The organism is Duganella sp. 1411, assembly GCF_017833525.1.
In the GTDB taxonomy this organism is placed as follows: domain Bacteria; phylum Pseudomonadota; class Gammaproteobacteria; order Burkholderiales; family Burkholderiaceae_D; genus Rugamonas.
This window is the reverse complement of the sequence record NZ_JAFICD010000002.1, coordinates 963,386-987,438: the sequence shown is the minus strand read 5'-3', so window position 1 is coordinate 987,438 and position 24,053 is coordinate 963,386. Positions and strand designations below refer to the sequence as shown.

Genomic DNA, 24,053 nt, shown 5'->3' with positions numbered 1-24,053 from the left:
GATGGCCGCGGCCGGACAAGGCGGCAAGCGCGCGCGCCTGGCCGGCGGGCTGGCGCTGTTGTTGCTGCTGCCGCTTGCCGGCCCGGCCGCGGCGCGGGCGCCGGCGCCGCAGCCGGCGCCGCTGAAAATCTACGGCATGGAAAACAAGCCGACCAGTTTCCTGCACGACGGCCAGCCGGACGGACTGGCGGTCGAGCTGGTGGCGCGCATCCAGGAGCGGCTGGGGCGGCCGGAGCGGCTGGAGATCATTCCGTGGGCGCGCGCCAACGCGCTGGCCAGGGCCGAGCCCAACGTGGTGCTGGCGGTGCTGGTGCGCACGCCCGAGCGCGAGGCGATCCTCGATTTCGTCGGGCCGGTGTTCACCACGCGGGTGTCGGCCTACGTGGTCAAGGGCCGGCTCGACGAGCTGCGGCGCGGGGATCCTGGCCTGCACAAGGTGCGCGCCGGTGGCCAGCGCAGCACCGTCTTCGTCAGCCTGCCGCGGCGCATGGGCTACAACGTCACCGACGAGGTCACGACCGCCGAAACCGCCGCCAGAATGCTGATGAGCCGGCGCTTCGACCTGTGGTTCGTCGCCGAGGAACTGATGCCGGCGTCGATGGAGCGGGCCGGCTACCGGCCGACGCGGTCGAGCTGGCGTTCAACCTGAGCGTCGACGGCGTCTATTTCGCGTTTTCCAAGGGCACGCCGGAGGCCACCGTGACCGCCTGGGCCGACGCGCTGCGCGACATTAAGCGCGACGGCAGCTTCCTGAAGATCCACCAGAAATGGCTGCCGGCGGCGCAGTTGCCGCCGGATGTGGCGGCGCCGCCGACGCAACCATCCCCGCAGCGGTGATCGCCGACTTTCCAGGGCCGCGACCGGATGCGACCGGATGGGGTCAAGTCTAACATTCGTACATGAGCTCGGCCGCAGTTTCAAAGCTGCCGAGCTCATGTACGAATGTTAGACTTGACCCCCATGGGGACTGACCGTCAGTTGTTAGTTTAACCAGTCTGTCGGCCCGGGCTGCGGCCGGGGCCGTCCGGCCACCATGGCGTTTGCCCGGCTTTCGCCGAAGAACCGCCTATCTTGCGCCCATCCCCCCTCATTTACGTTGAAAGCGGTCCCAGTGTTCTCAGTTTGGCGTCATCGGTGTTATGCTTGCATGAGAATAAACAGAGATCCTCGCTATGCAACAAAAAGCACCCCGCCGCACCCGTGAACGCATACTGGAACTGTCCCTGCGCTTGTTTAACGAGTTCGGCGAACCCAACATCACCACCACGGTGATCGCCGAGGAGATGAACATCTCGCCAGGCAATTTGTACTACCATTTCCGTAACAAGGACGACATCGTCAACTCGATCTTCGTCCAGTTCGAGGCCGAGATCGAACGCATCCTCACCGTGCCCAACGGCCGCCGCTCCAACATCGACGACGTCTGGATGTACCTGCACCTGATGTTCGAGCTGATCTGGCGCTACCGCTTCTTCTACCGCGACCTCAACGACTTGCTGTCGCGTAACCGCAAGCTGGAGCTGCATTTCAAGCAGATCCTGGCGCACAAGATCAAGGTCGCCAAGCAGCTGTGCGAGGACTTGCGCAGCGAAAAATCGCTGGAGGCGTCCGACGCCGCCATCGACGCCATGGCCACCAACATGGTGGTGGTGGCGACTTACTGGCTGTCGTACGAATACGTGCGCAATCCGCGCAAGTACAGCGAGCAGCAATCGATGGCCGACGCCCTCGCGCGCGGCTGCTACCAAGTGCTGTCGCAGATCGGCCCGTACCTGCGCAACGAGACCAGTTTGCTGTTCCAGAAACTGTCCGAAGAATATCTAAAAAAGCTCAAGTGAGCCGCCGGAGACACCATGGCCTGGACCCCTTTCCCCTATCCCGACCCCGCCTACCGCTACACGCCGGAGGCGCTGAAGGCGGCCTGGCCGGCGCTGCATAGCGGCGACCTGGAGCCGTTCCCCGCCAATCCGGCGCTGCTGCAGGCGTGGATCGCCTTCCACGCCGGCGAGTTCGAGCGGGCCGCGCGGCTGGGGCTCGACGTCGGCGTCAACGGTTACTCGGTCGCGCACAAGGCGATCTGCATCTACGCCCAATATCTGGAGCCGAACGAGAAAAAACGCATCGCCACCTTCGAGTGCGTGGCCGAGCGCTGCGAACGCCAGCAGCGCGAGCAGCCGGACAACCCGGCCGGCTATTACTGGCACGCCTACGCTCTGGGCTATTACGCGCTGGGCATCTCGGTGGTCAAGGGACTGGCGCAGGGGCTCGGCCCGCGCGTGCGCGCCAGCCTGGAGACGACGGTCCGGCTGGCGCCGGCGCGCGCCGACGCCCACGTCGGCCTGGGCGTGTTCCACACCGAGATCGTCGACAAGGTCGGCGGCATGATCGGCGGCCTGACCTACGGCGCCCGCAAGGAGGAGGGCTACCGCCACTTCCAGACGGCGCTGCGGCTCGATCCCGATTCGGCGATCGCGCGCATCCAGTACGGCCACGCGCTGGCGCTGCTCGAAGGTAAAAAGAAAATGGCCGAGGCCACGGCCTTGCTGGAACAGGCCGCCGGCATGACGCCGCGCGACGCCATGGAGCGCCTCGATGTCGAGGCCGCGCGACAGGAATTGATGGAGGAAAAACAGCAGTGACGAAGACGATTTGTGTGTATTGCGGCGCCAACGCGGGCGTCACGCCCGCTTACGCCGAGGCGGCGCGCGCGCTGGGCCGGGCGCTGGCCGACCAGAACCTGGCGCTGGTCTACGGCGGCGGCAAGGTGGGTTTGATGGGCGTCATCGCCGACGCCGTGCTGGCGGCCGGCGGCGAGGTCACCGGCGTGATCCCGACCGCGCTGGTCGAGCGCGAAGTGGGCCACATGGGCCTGACGCGCCAGTTCATCGTCAAGGATATGCACGAGCGCAAGGCCATGATGGCCAGCCTGTCGGACGGTTTCATCGCCATGCCCGGCGGCATGGGCACGCTCGAGGAACTGTTCGAGATGCTGACCTGGTCGCAGCTGGGCATCCACGCCAAGCCGATCGGCCTGCTCAACGTCGACGGCTTCTATGACGGCTTGATCGACTTCATCGCCCATGCCAGCGGGCAGGGCTTCATCCGTCCGCAGCACGCGGCGCTGATGATGTCCGCGACCGATCCGCAAGCGCTGCTGCAACTGCTGAAAGCGTAGGGCTTGGCCGGCGCGCGCCATATCCTGATCCTCGCCGCCGGCAGCGCCGGCGACGTCTACCCGTTCATCGTCATCGGCCAGGCGCTGCTGCGGCGCGGCTATGAGGTCACCTTGGTCGCCTCCGACAATTTCAAGGAACGGATCGAGCGCGCCGGCATGGGCTTCGCCTCGGGCCTGAGCCAGGCCGAGCTCGACGAGCTGGTGTACGACCCGGACCTGTGGCATCCGCAAAAAGGGCTGTTCACGATCTGGAAGTACATGTCCCGGCATTTCGCCCCGTCGTACGCGCGGCAGCTGGCGCTGGTCGAACAACGGCCGACGGTGATCGTGGCCAGCACGCTGGCGATGACCGGCCGCCTGCTGCAGGAGGCGCGCGGCGTGCCGCTGGCCACCGTCCACCTGGCGCCGTCGTGTTTCTTCTCCGCCTACGATCCCGCCGCGCGCGCCGGGCTGGAGTGGCTGGCGCGGATGCCGCCGTGGGTCGTGCGCGCCGTGCTGGGCCTGATCGAGCGGCTGGTCATCGATCCCGCCGTGCGTCCCGAAATCAACCGTTTGCGCGCCGCGCTCGGCCTGGCGCCGGTGCGGCGCGTGATGAGCCATTGGCTGCATTCGCCGCAGCGCGTCATCTGCGCCTTCCCCGACTGGTTCGCGGCGCCGCAGCCCGATTGGCCGCCGAACACCGTGTGCACCGGTTTCCCGCGCCTGCCGGCCGCGCCGGACGAGCCGCTGGACCCGGACTTGCGGCGCTTCCTCGACGCCGGCCCGGCGCCGATCGCCGTCACGCCGGGGTCGGCGATGGCGCACGGCCGCGCCTTCATCGCGCGCGCGATCGCGGCGGCCGAAGCGTTACAACAACGCGTGGTCGTCATCACGCCGTTCCGCGACCAGTTGCCGGCCGCGTTGCCGGCGTTCGTGCACCACGTGGCGTACGCGCCGTTCGACGCGCTGGCGCCGCGCGTGGCGGCGTTCGTCCATCACGGCGGCATCGGCACCAGCGCCACGGTGATGGCGGCGGGCAAGCCGCAACTGGTGGTGCCGTTCTCGTACGACCAGCCCGACAACGGCATGCGCCTGGCGCGCCTGGGCGTGGGCGCGGTGGTTGGGCTGGACGCGCCGCCCGCAGCCTGGACCGCCGCGCTGTCGGGGCTGCTCAAGCGGCCGGAGGTGGCGCAAGCCTGCGCCGCGCTGGCCGCGAAGCTGGCGGCCGAACGCCCGCCCGCCGAGCAGATCGCCGATCTGGTCGAGGAGTTGGCGGTCACGGCTTTACGTAGGGCGGATTAGGCGGGACGCCGTAATCCGCCATGCATGCGTCGCGTTGACGCACGCATTGGCCGATTACGCTACGCTAATCCGCCTTACGTGATTTAGATGTGCGTTTAAATTAGTGTTAGCCGGAACAATAAGGAGACAAAGTGACCAATCGACTGGGCAAGATACTGATCGCCATCATCCTCGCGGGCTGCGCCTGCGCCACCATAGCGGCTCCGCCGGCCGCCGTCCACGCCGGCGACGTCCGCGAACGCATCAACATCGACAAGGATTGGCGCTTCGCCCACGGCCACGCGTACGACGCGCAAAAGGATTTTCGGCACGGCCTGCGTCCCTTCTTCTTCGCCAAGGCCGGCTACGGCGACGGCCCGGCCGCCGCCGACTTCAGCGACGCCGCCTGGCGCAAGCTGGACCTGCCGCACGACTGGGCGGTCGAGCTGCCGTTCGATGCGCGCGCCGACACCAACCATGGCTCGCTGGCCATCGGCCGCAACTTCCCGGAAAACAGCGTCGGCTGGTATCGCAAGGTGCTCCATATCCCGGCCAGCGACCAGGGCCGCCGCATTTCGCTGGAGTTCGACGGCGTCTACCGCAACAGCACGGTCTGGGTCAACGGCCACTACATCGGTACCGAACCCAGCGGCTACTCCGGCTTCCGCTACGACATCACCGATTATCTGAACGTCGGCGGCGACAACGTCATCGCCGTGCGCGCCGACGCCACCGTCGAGGAGGGCTGGTTCTACGAGGGCGCCGGCATCTACCGCCACGTCTGGCTGACCAAGACCGCGCCGCTGCACGTGGCGCAGTGGGGCACCTTCGTCAAGACCCGGGTCGACGGCGGGCGCGCGCGCGTCGACGTCGACGTCACCGTGGCCAACGACGGCAACAGCGCGGAGTCGTTCTCGCTGCGCCAGCAGGTGTACGCGCCGGACGGCCAGCTGGTGGCGCAGGCCGAACAGGCCGGCCGCACCGTGGACGCCGCGCGCAACGGCGAGTTCAGCGCGGCGCTGACGGTGCCGCGCGCGCGTCTGTGGTCGCTCGAGGAACCGAACCTGTACACGCTGAAGACCACGCTGCTGCGGGGCGGCCGCGCGGTCGACAGCTACCACACCCGCTTCGGCATCCGCACGGTGGCGTTCGACCCGGACAAGGGTTTTACGCTGAACGGCAAGCCGCTCAAGCTGCAGGGCACCAACAACCACCAGGACCACGCCGGCGTCGGCGTGGCGCTGCCGGACGGCCTGCAGACCTGGCGCCTGAAGCAACTGAAGTCGTTCGGCGTGAACGCCTACCGCGCCTCGCACCATCCGCCGACGCCGGAACTGCTGGACGAGGCCGACCGGCTGGGCATGCTGGTCATCGACGAGCACCGCATGATGGGCACCACGCCCGAGGTGCGCGGACAGCTCGAGCGCATGATACGGCGCGACCGCAACCATCCGAGCGTCGTCATCTGGTCGGTGGGCAACGAGGAATGGGCGCTGGAGTGGAAGGACCCCGGCCCGCACCTGGCGCGCGAGATGGACCGCCACGTCAAGCGCATGGACCCGACGCGGCGCACCATGGTCGCCACCAGCGGCTCGGGCCAGGGCGTGTCGCTCGGCGCCGACGTGATTGGCTTTAATTACGGCGCCCAGCACGATGTCGACCGCTTCCACCGCGACCATCCCGGCAAGCCGGCGCTGATGTCGGAGGAGGGCTCGACCTTCACCACGCGTGGCGTCTATGTCGACGAGCCGGCGCGCTCCCACCTGAACGCCTACGACCGCCAGGCCCGGCCCGGCAGCAGCCTGAGCATCGAGGAGGGCTGGCGCCGCGTCCGGGAGCGCGACTGGATGGGCGGCATGTTCGTCTGGACCGGCTTCGATTACCGGGGCGAGACCACGCCGTTCGGCTGGCCGGCGGTCGGTTCGCAATTCGGCATGCTCGACACCACCGGCGTGCTGAAGGACACGGCCTACTACCTCAAGTCGGTGTGGACGCGCGCGCCGATGGTGCACATCCTGCCGCACTGGAACTGGGCCGGCCGGGAGGGGCAGCCGATCAAGGTGGCCGTCTACAGCAACGGCGACGCGGTCGAGCTGTTCCAGGACGGCCGCCCGCTGGGCCGCAAGACCATGGTCAAGGACGGCCACCTCGAATGGACGGTGCCTTACCAGCCGGGCAAACTGACGGCGACCGCCTATCGCGGCGGCGCGCCGGTGGCGACGGCCGAGGTGGCGACCACCGGCGCCGGCGCGCGCGTGGCGCTGAGCGCCGACCAGACCGTCCTCAAGCCCGACGGCACCGACATCGCCGTGGTGTGGGTCAACGTCGCCGACGCCGCCGGCAAGATCGTGCCGACCGCCGATGACGAGATCGGTTTTGCCGCGTCCGGCCCGATCCGCATCATCGGCGTCGGCAACGGCGATCCCGCTTCGCACGAGCCCGACCGTCCGGCCGAGCGGCACGGCTTCGTGCCGCTGACCGGCTGGCGCACGCTCGCCGTCGACAGCGCCGACGATCCGGCGGCGCGCGCCGCCACGGTCGACACCTCGTCCTGGCGCGACCCGGCCGCGTGGCTGCCGCCGACCGCGCAGCCGCCGCTGACGCGCTATCTGGTGTTGCGGGGCGAGTTCCCCCGGCCGGCCATGGCGCGCGATGGCCGCGCCGCCTTGTTCATCGACCGGCTGGCCGCCGATCAGGCGGTGTACGTGAACGGGCGCGCGGTGGAGGCGGCGCCGCTCGACGGCGGCCTGGCGATCGCGCTCGACGCCGCCCAGCTGCAGGACACCAACAGCCTGGCCTATGTCGTGGCGACGCCGAAGGATGGCGTGCAGGGCATGTTCGAGCGTTCCGTCGGCACCAGCAAATGGGGCGTGCTGCGCGTCACGGCGCCGGCCGCGCCGTGGCAGCGGCGCGTGTTCAACGGCTGGGCGCAGGTGATCGTGCAATCGACCGGACAGGCCGGCGAGGCCGCCTTGACGGCCAGCGCGCCCGGCTTGGCGCCGGCGACGGTGCGCTTCCAGACCGGCCAGGGCGCCCGCTAGCGTCCGGCCGGAGGCGGCAGGGGCGCGCTACGCGGCCCGCCGCCCCGGTTTGCCGATGCCCGCGCTCAGCATGTCGAACAGCGTGCGCGACGCCGGCGGCATCGCATGCTGATGCCTGCTGATCAAGCCGAGCGTGCGGTTGACAACGGGATTGACCAGCGGCACGCCGACCACCGCGCTGTGCGCCTCGCGCGGGATCGATAGCCCGGGCACCGCCGCCACCCCCAGCCCCGATTCCACCAGCGCCAGAACGCCCGACACGTGGTTGATCTCGCACGAGATCCACGGGTGCTTTTCCACGCCCGACAGCGCCGCGTCCAGCACGCTGCGGTTGCCGCTCGACTTGGCCACCGAGATATAGCGTTCGTCGACCGTCTCCTTCCAGTTGAGTTTCTTGCGCTTGGCCAGCGGATGGTCGCGCCGCATCGCCAGCACGTAGCTTTCGACATGGATCGGCTGGAAATGGATCTCCGGATTTTCCGCGCCGGTGAAGCAGACGCCGAAGTCCGCCTCGCCGCTCAGCACCAGGTTGAGCACGTCCTGCGCGCTTTCGTCGTGCACGCGCACGCGGATTTTCGGAAAGCGCGCGCTAAAGCGCTTGAGCACGTCCGGCAGGAAGTGCCGCACGGCCGACGGCACGCACGCGAACGTGACCGTCCCGGTGCGGTGCGCGGCGAGGTCGGCGACGCCCAGCACGGCATCCTCGAGGCCGTTGAGCGAGTCGCGCACGTTCACCAGGAACATCTGGCCCACATTGGTCAGCTGCACGCGCCGGGTGGTGCGCTCGAACAGCTTGACCCCCAGCGCGTCCTCCAGTTTCTCGATCCGCCGGCTGAGCGCGGGCTGCGACAGGAACAGGTCGGTGGCGGCCTGGCGAAAGCTGTTGCGCTCGGCGACGGCGACGAAGGCCTGTAAATCATGAAGTTCGTAATTGATGCGCTGCATGCATTAATCTCCGGAAAAATTGCAATTATCAAATTATGCCATTTCAACGATGATGCGCTATCAATCAGCAGCCTCGTCAAGAAGGCATCATTCGAAAAATGGAGACACGATGCGAAATCGTTGCGCGTTCGCGCTGTTGTTGGCCGCCAGCGGCGCCTGCCTGGGGCAGGGCGGCGCGGTGTTATATGGCATAGCCGATGCCGGCGTCCGTTATGGCAAGGGCTTGACCGCCGCCAACGCGCCGATGGCCGGCGGCGCGCAGCCGTCCATCAGCAGCGGCGTCAACAACACCAGCCGCTGGGGCCTGCGCGGCCAGGAAGACCTCGGCGGCGGCTGGCAGGCGGTGTACCGCCTCGAGGGCGGGCTCAATCTGGATACCGGCAGCGCGGCCAAATCCGACAAGCTGTTCGACCGGCAGGCGTGGGTGGGCCTGAAGTCGCCGCTGGGATCGGTGTACCTGGGGCGCCAGGCGACGCTGCTGGCCGACGCCATCGCGCCGGTGGACCCGCTGGGCATCCGCTACGCCAGCTTCAATCCGAACATCAACATCACCGGCTTGAGCAACACCGCGTTCGGCGGCCATGCGTTCGGCCAGCAATATGGCAGCAGCGGCTATGCCGACAATTTCTATCGGCTCGATAACATGGTCAAGTACACCGCCAACCTGGGACCGGTGGTGGCGCGCGCGGCGTATTCGTTCGGCGAGGTGGCGGGGGCGACGTCGCCGTTGTCGACCTGGGGTGGCGCCCTGGCTTACCAGCGGGACGGGCTGGCCGTCTCCGGCGCCGTGATGCGCTTTCGCAACCGTGACAACCTCGTCCTCGATGCCGCCACGCTCGGCGCCGCCTACAAGGTGGACGCATGGCAGTTCAAGGCCAATGCCGGCGTCAACCGCGCCGACGTCGGCGTCGACCGGTCGGTGCGGCAGGGTGTGGTTTCCGCCGGTGTGAGCCGGCAATTCGCGCCCGACCTTCTGCTGACGACCGCCTGGTACAAGGTGCGCCGCTCGGCCACCGGCCATATCGACGACGGCTTCCAGCGCGCCTTCGCCTACCTGGAAAAAACGCTGTCGCCGCGCGCCACGCTGTACCTCGAATCGGACTACACGCTGTGGCAAGGCGATGCCGCCGGCGCCGCCGGGACGCGCGCCAACGACCGCCACGGCGCGGCCCTGACACTCGGCTTCATGCAAAAATTTTAACGATCGGAGAAACGACTATGCTTCCACATCATCTGGCACGGAAATCGGGCCCATTGCTGGCCGCGCTGGTTTTCCTCGCCGCCGGCGCGGCCAACGCCGCCGACATCCGCGTGGTCAGCTCGGGCGGCTTCGCCCAGGCCTATAAAAACCTGGCGCCCGAATACGAACGCGTCAGCGGCGACCATCTGCAATCCGAATGGGGACCGTCGATGGGCACCACGGCCAACGCGATCCCGGCGCGCCTGGCGCGAGGCGAGCGGATCGACGTCGTCATCATGGTGGGCGACGCGCTCGACCAGCTGATGGCGGCGGGGCGCCTGGTTCCCGGCACCAAGGTGGTGCTGGCGAACTCCCCCATCGCCTGCGCCGTGCGCCACGGCGCGGCCAAGCCCGACATCAGCACGACCGAGGGTTTGCGCAGCGCTTTCCTGACGGCGCGCAAGGTGGCCTATTCGGACAGCGCCAGCGGCGAATACATCGAGGGCAAATTGATGAAGAAGCTGGACATCGCCCAGCAGATGCAGGGCAAGGCCGCGAAAATCCCGGCCACGCCGGTCGGTGAAATCATCGCCCACGGCGAGGCCGATTTCGGCTGCCAGCAGCGCAGCGAACTGATGCCGGTCAAGGGCATCGACATCGTCGGCCTGCTGCCGCCGGAAGTGCAATTGAAGACGGAATTTTCCGCCGCGCTGGTGCGCGACGCCGGGCAGCCGGAGGCCGGACGCGCCTTGCTGCGCTTCCTGGCGTCGCCCGCCAACGCCGCCGCGATCGAGGCCACCGGCCTGGAGCCGGCGTCGACCCCGCTCCAGCACTAATTTTCATTTTTCATCGATAGGTAACCCATGGCTATTCCATCCAGCGTCCAAGCCCTCGCCGAGGCCGTGCCGCCGCGCGAACCGGCGCGCGCCCCGTCCCGCATCGCCACCGTCATCCGGGTGACGAGCGGCAATTTCATCGAAATGTACGACTTTTTCCTGTTCGGCTTTTACGCCACCTATATTTCCAAGGCGTTCTTCCCCGCCAGCAGCGAATACGCGGCGTTGATGATGACGTTCGCCACCTTCGGCGCCGGGTTCTTCATGCGGCCGCTGGGCGCGATCATCCTCGGCAGCTACATCGACCGCATCGGCCGCCGCAAGGGCCTGGTGCTGACCTTGGCGATCATGGCCTCCGGCACGGCGCTGATCGCCTTCGTGCCCGGCTACGAGACCATCGGACTGCTGGCGCCGCTGCTGGTGCTGATCGGGCGCTTGCTGCAAGGCTTTTCCGCCGGCGTGGAGCTGGGCGGCGTGTCGGTCTACCTGTCCGAGATGGCAACGCCCGGCAACAAGGGCTATTACGTCAGCTGGCAATCGGCCAGCCAGCAGGTCGCCATCATCTTCTCCGCCGCCCTCGGCTACGGGCTCAACGAGACGCTCAGCAAGGCGTTCATCGCCGACTGGGGCTGGCGCATCCCGTTCTTCATCGGTTGCTCCATCATCCCGGTGGTGTTCTACATCCGCCGCTCGCTGCAGGAGACCGAGGCCTACCTGGCGCGCAAGTCCCATCCGACGTTCCGGCAGATGCTCAAGACCATCAGCCTGAACTGGCCGCTGGTGGTCGCCGGCACCATGCTGATCGTGTTGACGACGGTCGCGTTCTATCTGATCACCGTCTACACGCCGACCTTCGGCAAGAGCGTGCTCAAGCTGAGCACCGAGGAAAGCCTGCTCGTCACCTTGTGCGTCGGCCTGTCGAACTTCATCTGGCTGCCGGTCATGGGGGCGCTGTCGGACCGCATCGGGCGCTGGCCCATCATGGCGATCTGCTCGGCGCTGACGGTGCTGACCGCGTATCCGGCCTTGTCCTGGCTGGTTGGCCATCCCAGTTTCGAGCACATGGTCGTGGTCGAGCTGTGGCTGTCCTTTCTCTACGGCAGCTACAACGGCGCCACCATCGTCGCGCTGACGGAAATCATCCCGGCCAGCGTCAGGACCACCGGCTTTTCGCTGGCCTACAGCCTGGCCACGGCGCTGTTCGGCGGCATGACGCCGCTGGTGTCGACCTTGCTTATCGAGAGTACCGGCGACAAGGCCGCGCCGGGCTACTGGATGGCCGGCGCCGGCGCCATCAGCCTGGCGGCGACGTGGCTGGTCTATCGCGGCATCGTCAAGGAGCGCCATCCGGCGGCGGCGTGAACCACAGCGGCCCGGCGCGGCGACAAAGCCGTTATGCCCACAGCCGGCCGGCGCCGCTGTCGAGGTGGGTCAGGTACAGCCGCAGGTCGAACTCGAACTGGTGGTAGTTCGGTTCCATGTAGGTGCACAGCTTGTAGAACGCCTTGTCGTGCTGCTTTTCCTTCACGTGCGCCAGCTCGTGCACGGCGATCATGCGCAAGAATTCCAGCGGCACCTCCTTGAACATGGTGGCGACGCGGATCTCGTGCTTGGCCTTGAGCTTGCCGCCCTGGACGCGCGAGATCGACGTGTGCAAGCCCAGCGCGTGGTTGATCACGTGGATCTTGCTGTCGTACTCGACCTTGTTGATCGGCTCGGCGTTGCGCAAATGCTCATCTTTCAAGCCTTGCACGTACTGGTACAGCGCCTTGTCGGTGCGCAGGTCGTGCGGTTTCTTGTAACGCTTGAGCAGCACGTCGCCTAGCTGGTTCTTGGCCAGCAACTCGGTCACTTGCTGCTGCGTTTGCTCGGAATAGGCGCTGAGGTACTTCAGGGAGGACATGGCGTGACGGCGGAGGAGATTCGAGGCGTGAATGTACCACATCCGGGCGATGGGCTGGCGATGCCCCGGGCGGCCGGACGCGGCGAGATCGGTTTTACGGGAATTGCTTGCTCAGCACGAGCTGGGCGTAGACACTGATCACCAAGTCGCGGCTGGCCGCCAGTTGCCGCAGACGCCGGTCGGCGTCCGGCCAGCGCCGCGCGCCGTCGGCCAGCGCGCGCAGGTCGGCCAGCCTGCGGTCATGGTCGCGCGCGCCGGCGCCGTCGGCAAGCCAGGCTTGCAGCCGGGCGAACGCGCCGTCGCGCCGCGCGCCCGGCGGCGCGTATTCCAGGTAGCGCAGCAGCGCATGCACGGCGATGCGTTGTAGACGGCCGCCGGCGTCGCCGGCGGCGGCGGACATGACGCCCGCGCTGTCCAGGGTGGCCAGCAAATCGTCGGCGTCCGGCGGCTCGGACGGGGACGCGTCCGGGCCTGCGTGCAGCCGTGCCATCGTCGTCGCGGCGGCGTGACGGATGGCGTCGGCCGCGGCGGCGTACGGGGCCGGCGCAGTGGCCGCGCGCGGCGCGAGGTCGGGCGTATCCGGCGCGTCGGCCGCGTCAGCGTTGTCGCCGGCGGTGAAGCCGCGCTCAAGCTGCCTGTACTCGCCGCCAAGGCTGGCAGGGCAGCGCGCCGCCGCCAGATGGGTGGCGACATAGTTGCGGAACGCCGCTTGCACTTCGCGGCGCGCGTCCGGCATGCCGTTGTAGCGGGCCAGCAGCGCCTCCATGCCGGAAGCGAGGCCCGGCCCGGTGGCGGCGAAACCGGGGTCGTTGCCCTGCGCTCGCGCGAACAGCGCGCTCAAGCCCTGCGCGAGCGCGGCCTCGTCGCGCGGCGCCAGCGGCGGCAACGCGGTGATGAATTGGACGGCCGGCGCCAGGTCCATTTCCGTCCTGGCACGGCTGACGACCTTCAGCGCGAACGCGGCGCGCGCGTAGGCCTGGGCGGGCAAGGTCGCCGACGCCAGCTCGTACACCGCGCCCGGGTCGTCGACATAGTCGGCGTCGCAGTCGGCCGCGCGCGGTCCGGGGAACGGCGACGACAGCATGCCGATGCGCTCCGGCGCGATCGCCAGCATGGCGCGCACGGCGCGGATTTGCAACGATAGCTGGTCGAGCCCGGCGGTTTGCGGCGGCAGGACGACGTCGTCGCCGCCGGCCCAGGCGCGCGCGACCCGGCCCGGCAACGGCCGCGCCGCCTGCGGCGCCAGCCGGTACGCTTGCAGGATCAGGTCGGCGGCATCGCGCGCCTCCGGCCCGGCGGCCAGCCGCAACAGGACGTCGGCCTGGAAATCGGCGGGCAGTCGCGCCGCCTGCCGGCGCAACGCATCGGCGGAGGCCAGGGGCGGCGGCGCGACAGGTCCGGCGGCGGCGAGGTAGGACAGCAGCCCGCCGGAGGAAGCGCCCGCCACAGAGCCCTGTTGCGGCGTGGCGGCGCGCTCGCCTTCGCCCGCGCCGGCCGCCCACAGCGCCGCGCCGAGCAGCACGGCGATGGTCGGGAGCGCCAGATATCGGTTCAGTGGCATGGTCTTCCTCCGGGGCCGGTCGCTTATTGATACAGCTGGGTGTTACGGCGGCCCTGCTTGATGGCGGCATTGCTGACGGCAAACGGATTGTCACTGATGATGCTGGTGAAACCACCCTTCAACAGTTCCGTCACCTGCCAGCGGTCGTCCTGGGTTTCGCGGCCGAAGTACTTCGAGTTGGACAGGTAGTCCGACAGTCGGGCGCAGCAGGTGCCGTTGCTGCGGATGTAGTAGGCGCCGTCACCCGCGTTGGCGCGGTACTCGGGGACCGGGCTGAAGCCGCCCATGGCGCGTTTCAGCCCGCTCACGTGGTTGACCAGGAAACGCGTGGGGTCGCCGCCGTTGAACGCTTGCTTGTTGCCCACTTCCAGCCACGCGTAGTTCTGCACCCTGGTCGCCTGATCGGCCCAGGCCTCGATGCGGCACTGGTACTTGTCCGCGCCCTGGTCAGCGCAGCTCGTCATGTTACCGGCGTAGCCGCTGTCGATGATCTGGTCCATATCGCCGGCGTAGACGGTCGGCGCGAACGCCACGCCCTTGGTGAACTTGATGATGTCGGCCGGATTGTGGGCGAACAGCGAGGAGCTGAACTTGAGCACCACCTGGTTTTGCATGCCGCGCGTGTTGACCATGTCGGCGATTTTCGAGACGGCGTCCGCCGTCTTGATGTCGAATACGATGACGACATGGTTGGCGCCGAACTTGACGTTGTTGAGCGCGGTCGAAACCAGCAGCGCGTTGTAATTGCTGACCTTGAAGTCGTGGTCCATGAGGCGCGAGTCGTTCAGCTGCTGGTCGTTCATGGTGCGGATGTCGGGGTTCCAGCCGGCGCCGGTGTAGATGTCGAGGCCGCCGCTGTGGCTGACCAGGCGGCCGGCGTTCTGGTCGTGGAACAGCCATGGCGTGCCGCTGGACGATTCCTTGACGTCCAGTTCGATCGCTTCGATATTGTTGTTGACGGCGTTGGTGATGGCGCAGGCCGAATTTTCCGGGCAGCCGGGGCCGACCAGGCCGCGGTGGGCGATGGTGACCACGTTGCCCCCGGCATTATGCGAGTAGGGGAACTTTAGCGCGAGCATGATGTGCTCGGGATTCCAGCTGTTGGCCAGCGCCGGCGCGGCGGCGCCGACCAGGCCCAGTCCGAGCAGCGCGGCGCTCAGGCGTTTGGCGGTCGAGAAGATAGGTGTCACGGGTGGTTCTCCTTGAAGTGAAGTGGGGACGTGCGTGCCGGGTGGTGCGCGCGCCGGGGCGCGCCAGTCCTGCCGGCTCAGGACTTGTTGTGTAGCCGCAGTTGCGGGCGGAATTCGAACATGTCGTCGAAGTAGCAGAACTCCGGCGCCTGCAGTTCGATCAGCGGCGAGCGGGCGATGAAGCTGGTGAGCATGCGCTGGCGCAACCGCGCGAATTGCTGTTGCTCGGCGTCGTTCAGCGGCGACGAGAAATAATTGAGCGTGGTGTGGAAGCGGTAGCTGTCGTGCTCGTCGTCGCGGAATTGCAGCAGCGCGGCCAGGCGGTCGCGCAGCCCCCGGATCTTGTGGTTCTCGGCGGCGTCGACCGGCTCCAGCTGGATGTTGTAGGGATTGGTCTGCAGTTCCAGTTTGCTCGGACGCATGCGCAGCGGCAGCCGGCAGCCGAGGTCGAACTGTTGCAGCTTCTTCAAAAAAGCGGCGTCGCAGGCTGCCTCGCTGGCGTCGCGCGGCAGGTCGCGCGGAAAGCGGCGCGCGCGCTGCGGATACGAGATGCCCTCGAACACCGTCGTGTGGTAGCTGGCCGGCGGCAGCGGCACCACGCGGTGCGTCAGGCCGCTGCGCATCAGCACCGTGTGCAGGTCGAGCATGGCCATGAAGGTGTCGCTGCGCCGGTCGATGTGGCAGATGATCGTGTTGCCCGGCCAGTGCGCCGGCGTGCCGTCGGCGTGGAATTTGGGCGCCTCGTCGGCCGCGCCGGGCAGGGCGGCGGCGTGCGCCGGCGGTTGCGCCAGCGCCGGCTCGGCGATGGCCAGCAAGCCGGTTTGCAACATCAGGCGCATGGCGCCGCGGCGGGGTTTGATCACATTCATAAAACCATACTTTCTTAAAAAAGCGACCGGGCGCACCCGGTCCGTGGGGCGTGGTGACGGCGCGCTACCAGCGGTAGGCCAGCGACGCCTGGTATTGGCGCGCGAACACCGGGCGGCCGTAGATGGCGGTGGCGCTTCCCTGGCCGCTCAGGCTGTCGGTGCGCGGATTGCCTTCGGTCAGGCCGGCCGAGTTGCCGGCGTTCTTGACCGACAACTGCCATTCCCACGCGCCGACCGGGATGCGCGCGCCCAGGTCGACCGTGGTGTAGGCGGGCAGGGCGGTGCTGTTGGCGTAGTCGACGTAGCGCTCGCCGATGCGGCTGGCCGTCGCGCTCAGTTCGACGAACTGGCCGGCGACGTCGAGGTTCCAGACCGGCTGCACGCTGGCCAGCAGTTTGGGTATCTGCGTCAGCTGCTTGCCGTCGTAGGCCGCGCCCGACGAGCCGGTCGCCGGGTTGGCCAGGCGCTTGGTTTTCGGCTGCTGCAACGTCAGGTTGCCGTTGACCGAGAAGCGCGGCGAGGCGCGCCAGTTCGCCTCCAGCTCCAGGCCCCTGGTTTCGGTCTCGCCGATCAGCGGCAAGGTTTCCAGGTTGCCGGTGGCCTGGTTGAGCACCAGCCCGTTGAGCGAGAGCCGGTTGAAGTGGCTGTAGAAGCCGATCGCCGAGAACGACAGCGGCCCGGCCACGCGCCAGCCGGCCTCGGCCTGGCGGATGTCGGTCACCGGCGTGGTTTGCAGCAGGTAGACGTTTTGCAGGCGCGGGAAGCGCACCGCCTTGGTCAGGCGGGCGAACAGCTGTTGCGCGTCGGCCGGCTTGTAGGCCGCGCCCAGGGTCCACGAGTTGCCGCCCAGCGTTTCGCGCTTGGCGGTGGTCGCGCCGCTCAGGCCGCCGACATTGTTGTCGGCCAGGGTGGCGGGGTCCTGCTGGTTCTGCGTCACGGTGCCGGCGTTGTCGCCGCGGTCGGTGAAGAGGGTGCGGCGCAGGCCGGCGTCCAAGGTCAGTTGCGGCAGCACCTGCCAGGCGTCGGCCAGGTAGGGCGAGAGGTAGGTGCCGGTGGCGTGGCCGGCCGCCGCGCCGTTGCCGTAGCGGACGAAGCCGTCCTCGGTGACGGCGCCGACCACCGCGCCGCCCTGGTCGTAGGCCAGCACGTCGAGCGCCTTGGCCTGCGAGCTGACCGTGGTCAGGATGACGTTGGGCAGGCGGCGCTGCGTGAAGTCGAAGTGGCTGTAGTACAGGCCGGCCGTGAGCTCGTGCTTGCCCAGCAGCGGCGTATCGATCTTCTTGCCCAGGCGCAGGTCGTCGGTGATCGTCCTGAGGCCGGTGTCGACGGCGTTGAGCTGGCTCTCCAGCACCAGGCCGCCGAGGCCGGCCGGATCGAACACCACGCGCTGGCCGTTGGCGCCGCGCTGGTTGGCCAGCACGTAGCCGAGGCGGTCGACCGAGGCGCCGAAACCGGCGCGGGCGGCGGCCAGCTTGCCGGCCAGATAGCCGTTGGCGTCCTGCGGGCTGGCGCCGGAGAACACGGCGTCGTAGCTGACGTCGGCGTGCACGGCGCCGAAGCGGTTGGCCACGCTCCAGCCGTCGCCGAGCTGCCGCTCGAAGTTGACGCTAAATTGCTTGAGGTCGGTGTGGATGCCGTCGGCCAGGTCGCGGTCGACCTTGCCGGCGACGCCGTTGTCGACCGTGCGCACCTGGTAGTGGCGGAAGTCCGACGAGTTGAGCGTGCCGGTGCCGGCGTCGAGCTGGCCGTCGAGCGACAGCGACGGCGTGCGCGGGTCGAACAGCGGGATCGCCGTATAAAAGGCGGTGCGGTCGTTGAGCACCTTGGCCTCGACGTCGAGGTGGCCGCCGTCGAGTTTGAGCGTGGCGGCGGCGCTCAGTTGGCCACCCTTGTCGGCCGTGTAGCCGGGCTCGCGCCAGCCCTTGTCGCGCCGGTAGAAGCCGCCGATGGCGTAGTTGAGGCGGTCGTTGACGGGGCCGGCCACATAACCGTCGTAGCGGGTCAGGCCGTGGCTGCCGACGGTGGCGCGCACGGTGCCCTCGGGCGTGTCGCTGCCCTTGCGGCCGATGATGTTGACGGTGGCGCCGGGGGCGTTGTTGGCGTAGATCGGCGAGGTGCCGCCGCGCACCACCTCGACCCGCTCGGTCATCAGGTCGAGCCGGTACAGCGTGTCGATGTTGAAGAACGATTCCTGCGGCTCGTCGAACATGGTCAGGCCGTCGTGCTGCAGCTGGACGTAGAACCAGCCGCCGGCCGGCAGTCCGCGCACGTAGATGTTCTGGCCGCCGCCCTGGCCGCCGGAGGCCTCGACCGACAGGCCGGGCACGCGCTTGAGCATGTCGACCGTGCTGCCGGAGGCGTCGCGCTGCAGTTGCGCCTCGCTGAAGGTGCTGATCGCGAACGGCGCGCTGAGCTTGGTACGCCCCTTGGCGGTGCCCGTGACGACGACCGACTGCATGCCGTCGGCCTGGTCGGCGGCCGCCGCCGGCGTGTCCGCCGGGGCGGCGGGGTCGGCCGGCGCGGCGGCGGCCAGCGGCGCGGCGCACGTCAGCAGGGCGGCGTAATAGAGCGGGGTTGCCCGGGGGCGGCGGGCCTGGCGAGGTTTCATGCGGTGTCTCCGGTGTATAAAATATTATTATGCGTGACGCATATTACTTCTTGATGACAAAAACACGCAAATTATTTCGGCGCGGCGGCGCGCCGGCGGTGGGGCCGCGCCATGACAAACGGCGGTGCTTCGAGTACGATGGCGGATTCGTTCAGGAATAAACTCTTGCCTTCCTTCTCACATCCCGCGCTGGCCGCATGACCGATCCGCATCCCAAAACGCTGTTGCAAAACGAGCGCAAGATCCTGAATCTGGTGCGCGTCAACGGCGCCATGCAGCGCGCCGCGCTGGCCGGCGAAACCGGACTGACGCAGCCCTGGGTGCACCGCATGACCGACCAGTTGCTGGCGCGCGGGCTGCTGGTGGCCGGCGCGCCGCCCAAGGGCGGGCGCGGCCAGCCGAGCATCACGCTGGCGCTGCGCCCGCAGGCCGCCTACGCGGTCGGCGTGGCGCTGGGCACCGACAGCGTCGACGTCTGCCTGGCCGACCTGGCCTGCCAGGTCACGGCGCAGCGGCGCATCGACAGCGTCGCGCTCGACCGCGACGCCACCTTGCGCGCGCTGGCGGCGATGATCGACGGCATGTTAGAGGAGCACGGCGTCGCGCGCGGCGACGTGATCGGCGTGGGCTTGTCGATTCCGGCGTTTTTCATCGCCGGCGGACGCCAGGTCAACGCCCCCGAGCCGCTGCGGGACTGGTCGCTGGTCGATCTCGAGCCGGTCGTCAGCGCGGCGCTGGGCTTGCCGGTGACGATCCAGAACAACGCCACCGCCGCCGCCATCGGCGAGAACCTGCTTGGCGTCGGCCGCTGGGCGCGCAGTTTTTGCTACCTCGATTTCGGCTATGGCTTCGGCTCCGGCGTCATCCTCGACGGCAAGCCGTACACGGGCCGCCACGGCAACGCCGGCGAGATCACCTTCAGCGTCCCGGGTGTCAATCCGGCCAGCCGGCCGGCGCTGCGCTATCTGCTCGAAGCGCTGCAGGCCTTATCGGTGCCGGTCGCCACGATCGCGCAGCTGAGGCAGTCGTTCGACCCGGCCTGGCCGGGCGTGGCGGCATGGATGGAAGGGGTCAAGCCGGCGCTCGACCAGATCGTCAACGTGCTGGCCGGCCTGTTCGATCCGGACGCCATCGTCTTCGGCGGCGAGCTGCCGCCGGCGCTGGGGCGGGCGCTGATCGACAACGCCAGCTTCTGGGACCGCGAGCACCGCTACGGCGTCGCGCCGCCGAGGCCCCGGCTGGTGCTGGCCGAGGGCGGACAGCACACGCAGGCGCTGGGCGCGGCCCTGGTGCCGCTGTGGGCACATTTTTATACCGAAGAATAACGCCCGTCCATGCTTGATATCCTCGCCATCACCAGTCCGATCTACATCATTGTGCTCGCCGGCTACCTCGCCACCCGCTTCGGCGTGTTCGAGCGGACCGACATGCGGGTGTTCGGCAAGTTCGTGCTCAACTTCGCGCTGCCGGCGCTGATCTTCAACGCGCTGGCCCAGCGCCATATCCGCGAGGTGCTGCACCCGGCCTACCTGCTGGCCTATCTGGGAGGCTCGTTGCTGATGATGACGATCGCCTACCTGACCGCCCGCCGGCTGGCCGGCTTGAACCGCATGCGCAGCACTTTCCTGGCGATGGGCGTGTCGTGTTCGAACAGCAGTTTCATGGGGTTTCCGATCCTGCTGTTGCTGGTCGCGCCGGTGGCCGGCGTGGCGCTGGCGCTGAACGTCATGGTCGAGAACCTGGTCATGTTGCCGCTGCTGCTGGCGATGGCGGAAAGCGCGCGCGGCGCGGGCGGCTCGTGGCGCCACGTGGTCGGGCAATCGCTCAAGCGGCTGGCGCGCAACCCGCTGGTGCTGGCGGTGACGGCCGGCCTGGTTGTCAGTCTGGCGGAGCTGCAGCTGCCGCAGCCGGTGCTGCGCAGCGTCACCTTGTTCTCGCAAGCCAGCGGCGGGGTGTCGCTGTTCGCCATCGGCGGCACGCTGGTCGGGCTGTCGCTGAGCAGCGGCTGGCAGCGGGTGCTGCCGGTGGTGGTGGGCAAGCTGGTGGGGCACCCGCTGGCCGTGCTGCTGATCCTGTCCGTGCTGCCGCTGGCGGGCGTGGCGCCGATGGAACCGGCGCTGCGCGCGGCGGCGTTGCTGATGGCGGCGATGCCGATGTTAAGCATCTATCCGATCGTCGCGCAGGCGTATGGCGAGGCCGACCGCAGCGCCACGACGCTGTTGATTTGCATGGTGGCCTCGTTCTTCACGTTGAGCGCGTGGATGTGGCTGCTGCACTAAGGGACACCACGGTTCCACGTAGGGCGGATTAGCGCAGCGTAATCGGCCATGCCTGCGTTTCGACGGCGCATGCATTGGCCGATTACGGCGTTCCGCCTAATCCGCCCTACGTGTCACAGGCATTATTTTGCGTCGATCCTGGCGCGCACCTTGGCGACATCCTTCTCCGACACCGCCGCCGCCGTATTACCCCAGCCCTGACGCAGGAAGCTCGCCAGCGCGGCCGCCTCGCCGTCGCTGAGCCGCTTGCCGAAGCCCGGCATCACCAGCACCGACGGCGCCTTGTCGGTCGACGGCGTGCGCGCGCCCGCCAGCATCACGTGCAGCAGCGCGGTCGGGTTCTCCGCGTTGACCACGCTGGCGCCGTCGAGCTCGGGGAACACCCGCGTCGCGCCCTTGCCGGTGACGAAGTGGCACGCCGAGCAATTATCCAGGTACAAGCGCTCGCCCAACGTCAGGTCGACGGCGGCCGACAGTTTCTTGACCGTGGCCTCGCGCCCCTGCGGCTTGACGGCCGCCTCGCGCGCCGGCGCCGGCGGCAGCGCCTTCAGGTACGCGGCGATGTCGTTGAGGTCGGCGGTGGTCATTTGCGAGGTGCTGTGCTGGACCACGGCGGTCATCTCGCCGGCCACCGCCGAGTTCTTGTTGCGTCCCGTTTGCAGGTAGTCGACGATGGCCGCCAGGTCCCAGCGCGGCAGGCCGCGCAGCGACGGCACCGGCCAGCCATTGAGCTCGCCGCCGGCGAGGAACTTGGCCTCGCCGCTGTTGCTGGCTTTTTCGTTGATGGCGAAGCCGCGCGGCGTGTGGCAGGTGCTGCAATGGCCCAGGCCCTCGACCAGGTAGGCGCCGTTGCGCACCTGCGGGCTCCAGCCCGGCTGCGGCTTGAACGGTTTGTTGTCGGCGAAGAAGAAGTTCCAGAACACCATGCCCCAGCGCTGGTTGAACGGGAAGCCCATCTTCGACTCCGGCGGGGCGTAGGCCGAGGCTTGAACGCCGGTCTGGAAGTAGGCGTACAGCGCCTTGATGTCCTCGTCGCTGACCTTGGCGTAGCTGGTGTACGGCATGGCGGGGTACAGGTGGGTGCCGTCGGCGCGCACGCCCTTGCGCACGGCGTCGGCGAACTGCTGCTCCGTGTACTTGCCGATGCCGTGTTCCTTGTCGGGCGTGATGTTGGTCGAGTAGAGGACGCCGAGGCCGCTGTCGATGGGCAGGCCGCCGGCGAAGGCGGGCTTGCCCGGCGCGCTGTGGCAGGCGACGCAATCGCCCACGCGCGCCAGGTAGGCGCCGCGTTGCGCCAGCGTCTGGCCCGGCGCGGCCGGTGCGGCGGCGGCCGCGTGGCCGGCGATGCCGAGTCCGATGACGGCGGCGGTCAGAAGGCAGGTCAGTGTTTTCATCGCGTGCTTGCTCATGCCTGCACCAGCGGTCCGGGATTTTTCAGGTATTGCTGTTTGATCGCCTCGGCCGCGAACAGCGTGATGGCGCCGATCAGCGCGGTAGGATTGGCCTGGAAGTTCTGCGGGAAGGCGTTGCCGCCCGGGACGAAGACGTTGTGCACGTCCCACGACTGGGTGTAGCGGTTGAGCGCCGAATCGCGCGGCGAGGTGCCTATGATGGCGCCGCCGACGTTGTGGGTGGAGACGTATTTGGTGATGTCCCAGTGCGAGTCGAGTCCGAGGAAATTCTCCGACATGGCGTCCGGCTTGAGTTCCTTGGCGATGTCGAGCACGATGCCGCGCAGGTGGCGTTGCAGCTTGAGCTCGTTCTGGCGCCAGTCGAACGTCATGCGCAGCAGCGGCTGGCCCCACGGGTCCTTGTAGTTCGGGTCCAGGTCCAGGTAGTGGCCGCGATAGGCCATGCAGCTGGTCGAGATGCTGACCTTCATCGCGCGCCCGTACCAGTCGACCATGCCGTCCTTCCAGCCCTTGCCCCAGGTCGGCGTGCCGGGCGGCAGCGCGGTGCCGATCGGCGCGCCGCTGGCCTGCGAGCTGTGGATCTTGGCGCCGCCGATGAAGCCGAGGCCGGGGCCGTCGAAGTTGCCCGGCGAAATGTCGTTGAACATCTCGCCGGTGGCGCCGGCCGTGGCGAACGGATTGAAATGCTTGTCCTTGAAAAACAAGGTGGCGTCGCCGACGCTGAGGAAGGCGTAGTTGCGCCCGATCATGCCTTGCTCGGTGACGGGGTTGTACGGCTCGCCGATGCCCGACAACAGCATCAGGCGCACGTTGGCGAACTGGAAGCTGCTGAGGATGACGATCTTGGCCGGCTGGAACACCTCGCGCTGCTGGCCGTCGATGTAGGTGACGCCTTTGGCGGTCTTCTTGTCGGCGTGCAGGTCGACGCGGATCACGTTGGCGCCGGTCTTGTAGTCGAAGTTGGGCAGGCGCTTGACCACGTCGAGGATGGTGGTCTGCGGCGACGCCTTCGAATAATTCAGGCACGGATACTTGCTGCAAAAGCCGCAGTAGTTGCACGGGGCCAGCTGGGCGCCGTACGGATTGGTCCACGGCTGGGTGACGTTGGCCGACGGGTTGGGGAAGGGGTGGTAGCCCAGTTTTTTGGCGGCGGCCGCGAACAGCGAGCTGTTGAGCGTGTCGTGCAGCGCCGGCAGTGGGAACGGGCTCGAGCGCGGGCCCTCGAACGGATCGCCGCCCGGCTGGATCTGGCCGCCCAGGTTGCCGGTGGTGCCGGACAGGCCGCAGATCTTGTCGAACTTGTCCATGTGCGGCTCGATCTCCTGCCACGTGAATGGAAAGTCTTTGATGCGCATGTCGGGATCGAGCACGCCGCGCTTGTAGGCCTGGTCGGCGTAGGTCTTGAGTTTGATGTCGGTCTGGGTCGGGCGGATCAGCACGCCCGTCCAGTGCAGGCCGGAGCCGCCGACGCCATTGCCGGGCACGAAGGCGCCCCATTTGCGCGTCGGCAGCGCCGTCTCGGCCGTGTTGTAGCGCACCGTCAGGGCGGCGTCGCGCGGCGTCACGAACACCTTGTTGCGGATCGCGTAGGCGTATTGGTCGGCCGGTTTCGGATAGGCGAAGTCTTCCGGCGGACGATCGGGGCCGCGCTCGAGCGCGCGCACCTTCAAGCCCTCCCTGGCCAGTTCGATGGCCATGATGGAGCCGGCCCAGCCGAGGCCGACGATGACGACGTCGACCTCGTCGTTAGTGATGGTTTGCATAAAGTACCTGAAGAATAAGGAGGAGGGCCGG

The 24,053-nt window shown here is 68.1% G+C and carries 20 protein-coding genes; 12 read left to right on the top strand and 8 right to left on the bottom strand.

Annotated elements, in window-relative coordinates; translation table 11 throughout:
- Window position 1: 1 nt before the first annotated feature.
- The 7 genes from JOD97_RS15965 (at window position 2) to galA (ending at window position 7,476) form a co-directional block, all read left to right on the top strand.
- On the top strand, window positions 2-649 hold the full coding sequence (locus tag JOD97_RS15965; RefSeq protein ID WP_229264473.1) for an ABC transporter substrate-binding protein: 648 nt from the start codon (window positions 2-4) through the stop codon (window positions 647-649).
- Window positions 565-837, top strand: coding sequence for a hypothetical protein (locus JOD97_RS32700; RefSeq protein WP_229264472.1), 273 nt, complete (start codon window positions 565-567; stop codon window positions 835-837). Before JOD97_RS15965 ends, JOD97_RS32700 begins: the two co-directional genes overlap by 85 nt.
- Window positions 838-1,172: 335 nt before the next feature.
- Window positions 1,173-1,838 (top strand): TetR/AcrR family transcriptional regulator, encoded by a 666-nt coding sequence (locus JOD97_RS15960; protein ID WP_090320420.1) that lies wholly within the window; start codon window positions 1,173-1,175, stop codon window positions 1,836-1,838.
- Window positions 1,839-1,853: 15 nt separating this feature from the next.
- Window positions 1,854-2,639, top strand: coding sequence for a hypothetical protein (locus tag JOD97_RS15955; protein WP_209719616.1), 786 nt, complete (start codon window positions 1,854-1,856; stop codon window positions 2,637-2,639).
- A complete protein-coding gene (locus JOD97_RS15950; protein WP_209719613.1) occupies window positions 2,636-3,175 on the top strand; it encodes a TIGR00730 family Rossman fold protein in 540 nt (179 codons plus the stop codon). The genes JOD97_RS15955 and JOD97_RS15950 overlap by 4 nt, the downstream gene beginning before the upstream one ends.
- Window positions 3,176-3,178: 3 nt before the next feature.
- A complete protein-coding gene (locus JOD97_RS15945) occupies window positions 3,179-4,456 on the top strand; it encodes a glycosyltransferase (protein WP_209719610.1) in 1,278 nt (425 codons plus the stop codon).
- A gap of 131 nt (window positions 4,457-4,587) precedes the next feature.
- Complete coding sequence (gene galA, locus JOD97_RS15940; protein ID WP_209719608.1) at window positions 4,588-7,476, top strand: beta-galactosidase GalA; 2,889 nt, start codon at window positions 4,588-4,590, stop codon at window positions 7,474-7,476.
- Window positions 7,477-7,503: 27 nt separating this feature from the next.
- Here galA and JOD97_RS15935 read toward each other — a convergent pair whose 3' ends face one another.
- Entirely contained in the window at window positions 7,504-8,421 is a 918-nt protein-coding gene (locus tag JOD97_RS15935; RefSeq protein ID WP_209719605.1) for a LysR family transcriptional regulator, read from the bottom strand.
- Window positions 8,422-8,530: 109 nt separating this feature from the next.
- On the opposite strand from JOD97_RS15935, the gene JOD97_RS15930 reads away from it, so the two are divergent.
- From JOD97_RS15930 to JOD97_RS15920, 3 genes are read left to right on the top strand one after another with little or no spacing between them, the layout of a single operon-like run.
- Window positions 8,531-9,622: a porin gene (locus JOD97_RS15930; protein WP_209719603.1), complete on the top strand. Its 1,092-nt coding sequence runs from the start codon at window positions 8,531-8,533 to the stop codon at window positions 9,620-9,622.
- Between the two features lie 17 nt (window positions 9,623-9,639).
- A complete protein-coding gene (locus tag JOD97_RS15925) occupies window positions 9,640-10,437 on the top strand; it encodes a substrate-binding domain-containing protein (protein ID WP_209719600.1) in 798 nt (265 codons plus the stop codon).
- 27 nt (window positions 10,438-10,464) lie between these two features.
- The gene (locus JOD97_RS15920) at window positions 10,465-11,799 is read left to right on the top strand and encodes an MFS transporter (protein WP_209719597.1); all 1,335 of its coding nucleotides are present in this window, start codon (window positions 10,465-10,467) and stop codon (window positions 11,797-11,799) included.
- 31 nt (window positions 11,800-11,830) lie between these two features.
- On the opposite strand, the gene JOD97_RS15915 is transcribed toward JOD97_RS15920, so the two are convergent.
- The 5 genes from JOD97_RS15915 to JOD97_RS15895 all read right to left on the bottom strand — a co-directional run bounded on the left by JOD97_RS15915 (window position 11,831) and on the right by JOD97_RS15895 (window position 18,568).
- Window positions 11,831-12,340, bottom strand: a complete 510-nt coding sequence (locus JOD97_RS15915) for a YgjP-like metallopeptidase domain-containing protein (protein ID WP_209719595.1) — start codon at window positions 12,338-12,340, stop codon at window positions 11,831-11,833.
- Between the two features lie 94 nt (window positions 12,341-12,434).
- Window positions 12,435-13,901, bottom strand: coding sequence for a hypothetical protein (locus tag JOD97_RS15910; protein WP_209719592.1), 1,467 nt, complete (start codon window positions 13,899-13,901; stop codon window positions 12,435-12,437).
- 23 nt (window positions 13,902-13,924) lie between these two features.
- Complete coding sequence (locus JOD97_RS15905) at window positions 13,925-15,091, bottom strand: glycerophosphodiester phosphodiesterase family protein (RefSeq protein WP_209719589.1); 1,167 nt, start codon at window positions 15,089-15,091, stop codon at window positions 13,925-13,927.
- A gap of 77 nt (window positions 15,092-15,168) precedes the next feature.
- Window positions 15,169-15,960 (bottom strand): DUF1868 domain-containing protein, encoded by a 792-nt coding sequence (locus JOD97_RS15900; protein ID WP_209719586.1) that lies wholly within the window; start codon window positions 15,958-15,960, stop codon window positions 15,169-15,171.
- Between the two features lie 64 nt (window positions 15,961-16,024).
- Window positions 16,025-18,568 (bottom strand): TonB-dependent siderophore receptor, encoded by a 2,544-nt coding sequence (locus JOD97_RS15895; protein ID WP_209719583.1) that lies wholly within the window; start codon window positions 18,566-18,568, stop codon window positions 16,025-16,027.
- Window positions 18,569-18,765: 197 nt separating this feature from the next.
- Between JOD97_RS15895 and JOD97_RS15890 the strand changes: the two genes are divergently transcribed.
- Both JOD97_RS15890 and JOD97_RS15885 read left to right on the top strand, forming a co-directional pair.
- A complete protein-coding gene (locus JOD97_RS15890; RefSeq protein WP_209719581.1) occupies window positions 18,766-19,893 on the top strand; it encodes an ROK family transcriptional regulator in 1,128 nt (375 codons plus the stop codon).
- A 9-nt stretch (window positions 19,894-19,902) separates the two neighbouring features.
- On the top strand, window positions 19,903-20,847 hold the full coding sequence (locus tag JOD97_RS15885) for an AEC family transporter (protein ID WP_209719579.1): 945 nt from the start codon (window positions 19,903-19,905) through the stop codon (window positions 20,845-20,847).
- A 122-nt stretch (window positions 20,848-20,969) separates the two neighbouring features.
- Here JOD97_RS15885 and JOD97_RS15880 read toward each other — a convergent pair whose 3' ends face one another.
- Window positions 20,970-22,256, bottom strand: coding sequence for a cytochrome c (locus JOD97_RS15880; RefSeq protein WP_229264471.1), 1,287 nt, complete (start codon window positions 22,254-22,256; stop codon window positions 20,970-20,972).
- Window positions 22,253-24,022, bottom strand: coding sequence for a GMC family oxidoreductase (locus tag JOD97_RS15875; protein WP_209719576.1), 1,770 nt, complete (start codon window positions 24,020-24,022; stop codon window positions 22,253-22,255). Before JOD97_RS15875 ends, JOD97_RS15880 begins: the two co-directional genes overlap by 4 nt.
- Window positions 24,023-24,053: the final 31 nt, after the last annotated feature.

Excerpts from the sequence above, each read along its gene's own strand:
- JOD97_RS15965 (WP_229264473.1), top strand. The coding sequence starts at position 2 with ATGGCCGCGGCCGGACAAGGCGGCAAGCGCGCGCGCCTGGCCGGCGGG.
- JOD97_RS15960 (WP_090320420.1), top strand. The coding sequence starts at position 1,173 with ATGCAACAAAAAGCACCCCGCCGCACCCGTGAACGCATACTGGAACTG.
- JOD97_RS15955 (WP_209719616.1), top strand. The coding sequence starts at position 1,854 with ATGGCCTGGACCCCTTTCCCCTATCCCGACCCCGCCTACCGCTACACG.
- JOD97_RS15935 (WP_209719605.1), bottom strand. The coding sequence starts at position 8,421 with ATGCAGCGCATCAATTACGAACTTCATGATTTACAGGCCTTCGTCGCC.
- JOD97_RS15930 (WP_209719603.1), top strand. The coding sequence starts at position 8,531 with ATGCGAAATCGTTGCGCGTTCGCGCTGTTGTTGGCCGCCAGCGGCGCC.
- JOD97_RS15925 (WP_209719600.1), top strand. The coding sequence starts at position 9,640 with ATGCTTCCACATCATCTGGCACGGAAATCGGGCCCATTGCTGGCCGCG.
- JOD97_RS15920 (WP_209719597.1), top strand. The coding sequence starts at position 10,465 with ATGGCTATTCCATCCAGCGTCCAAGCCCTCGCCGAGGCCGTGCCGCCG.
- JOD97_RS15915 (WP_209719595.1), bottom strand. The coding sequence starts at position 12,340 with ATGTCCTCCCTGAAGTACCTCAGCGCCTATTCCGAGCAAACGCAGCAG.
- JOD97_RS15910 (WP_209719592.1), bottom strand. The coding sequence starts at position 13,901 with ATGCCACTGAACCGATATCTGGCGCTCCCGACCATCGCCGTGCTGCTC.
- JOD97_RS15900 (WP_209719586.1), bottom strand. The coding sequence starts at position 15,960 with ATGAATGTGATCAAACCCCGCCGCGGCGCCATGCGCCTGATGTTGCAA.
- JOD97_RS15895 (WP_209719583.1), bottom strand. The coding sequence starts at position 18,568 with ATGAAACCTCGCCAGGCCCGCCGCCCCCGGGCAACCCCGCTCTATTAC.
- JOD97_RS15890 (WP_209719581.1), top strand. The coding sequence starts at position 18,766 with ATGACCGATCCGCATCCCAAAACGCTGTTGCAAAACGAGCGCAAGATC.
- JOD97_RS15885 (WP_209719579.1), top strand. The coding sequence starts at position 19,903 with ATGCTTGATATCCTCGCCATCACCAGTCCGATCTACATCATTGTGCTC.
- JOD97_RS15880 (WP_229264471.1), bottom strand. The coding sequence starts at position 22,256 with ATGAGCAAGCACGCGATGAAAACACTGACCTGCCTTCTGACCGCCGCC.
- JOD97_RS15875 (WP_209719576.1), bottom strand. The coding sequence starts at position 24,022 with ATGCAAACCATCACTAACGACGAGGTCGACGTCGTCATCGTCGGCCTC.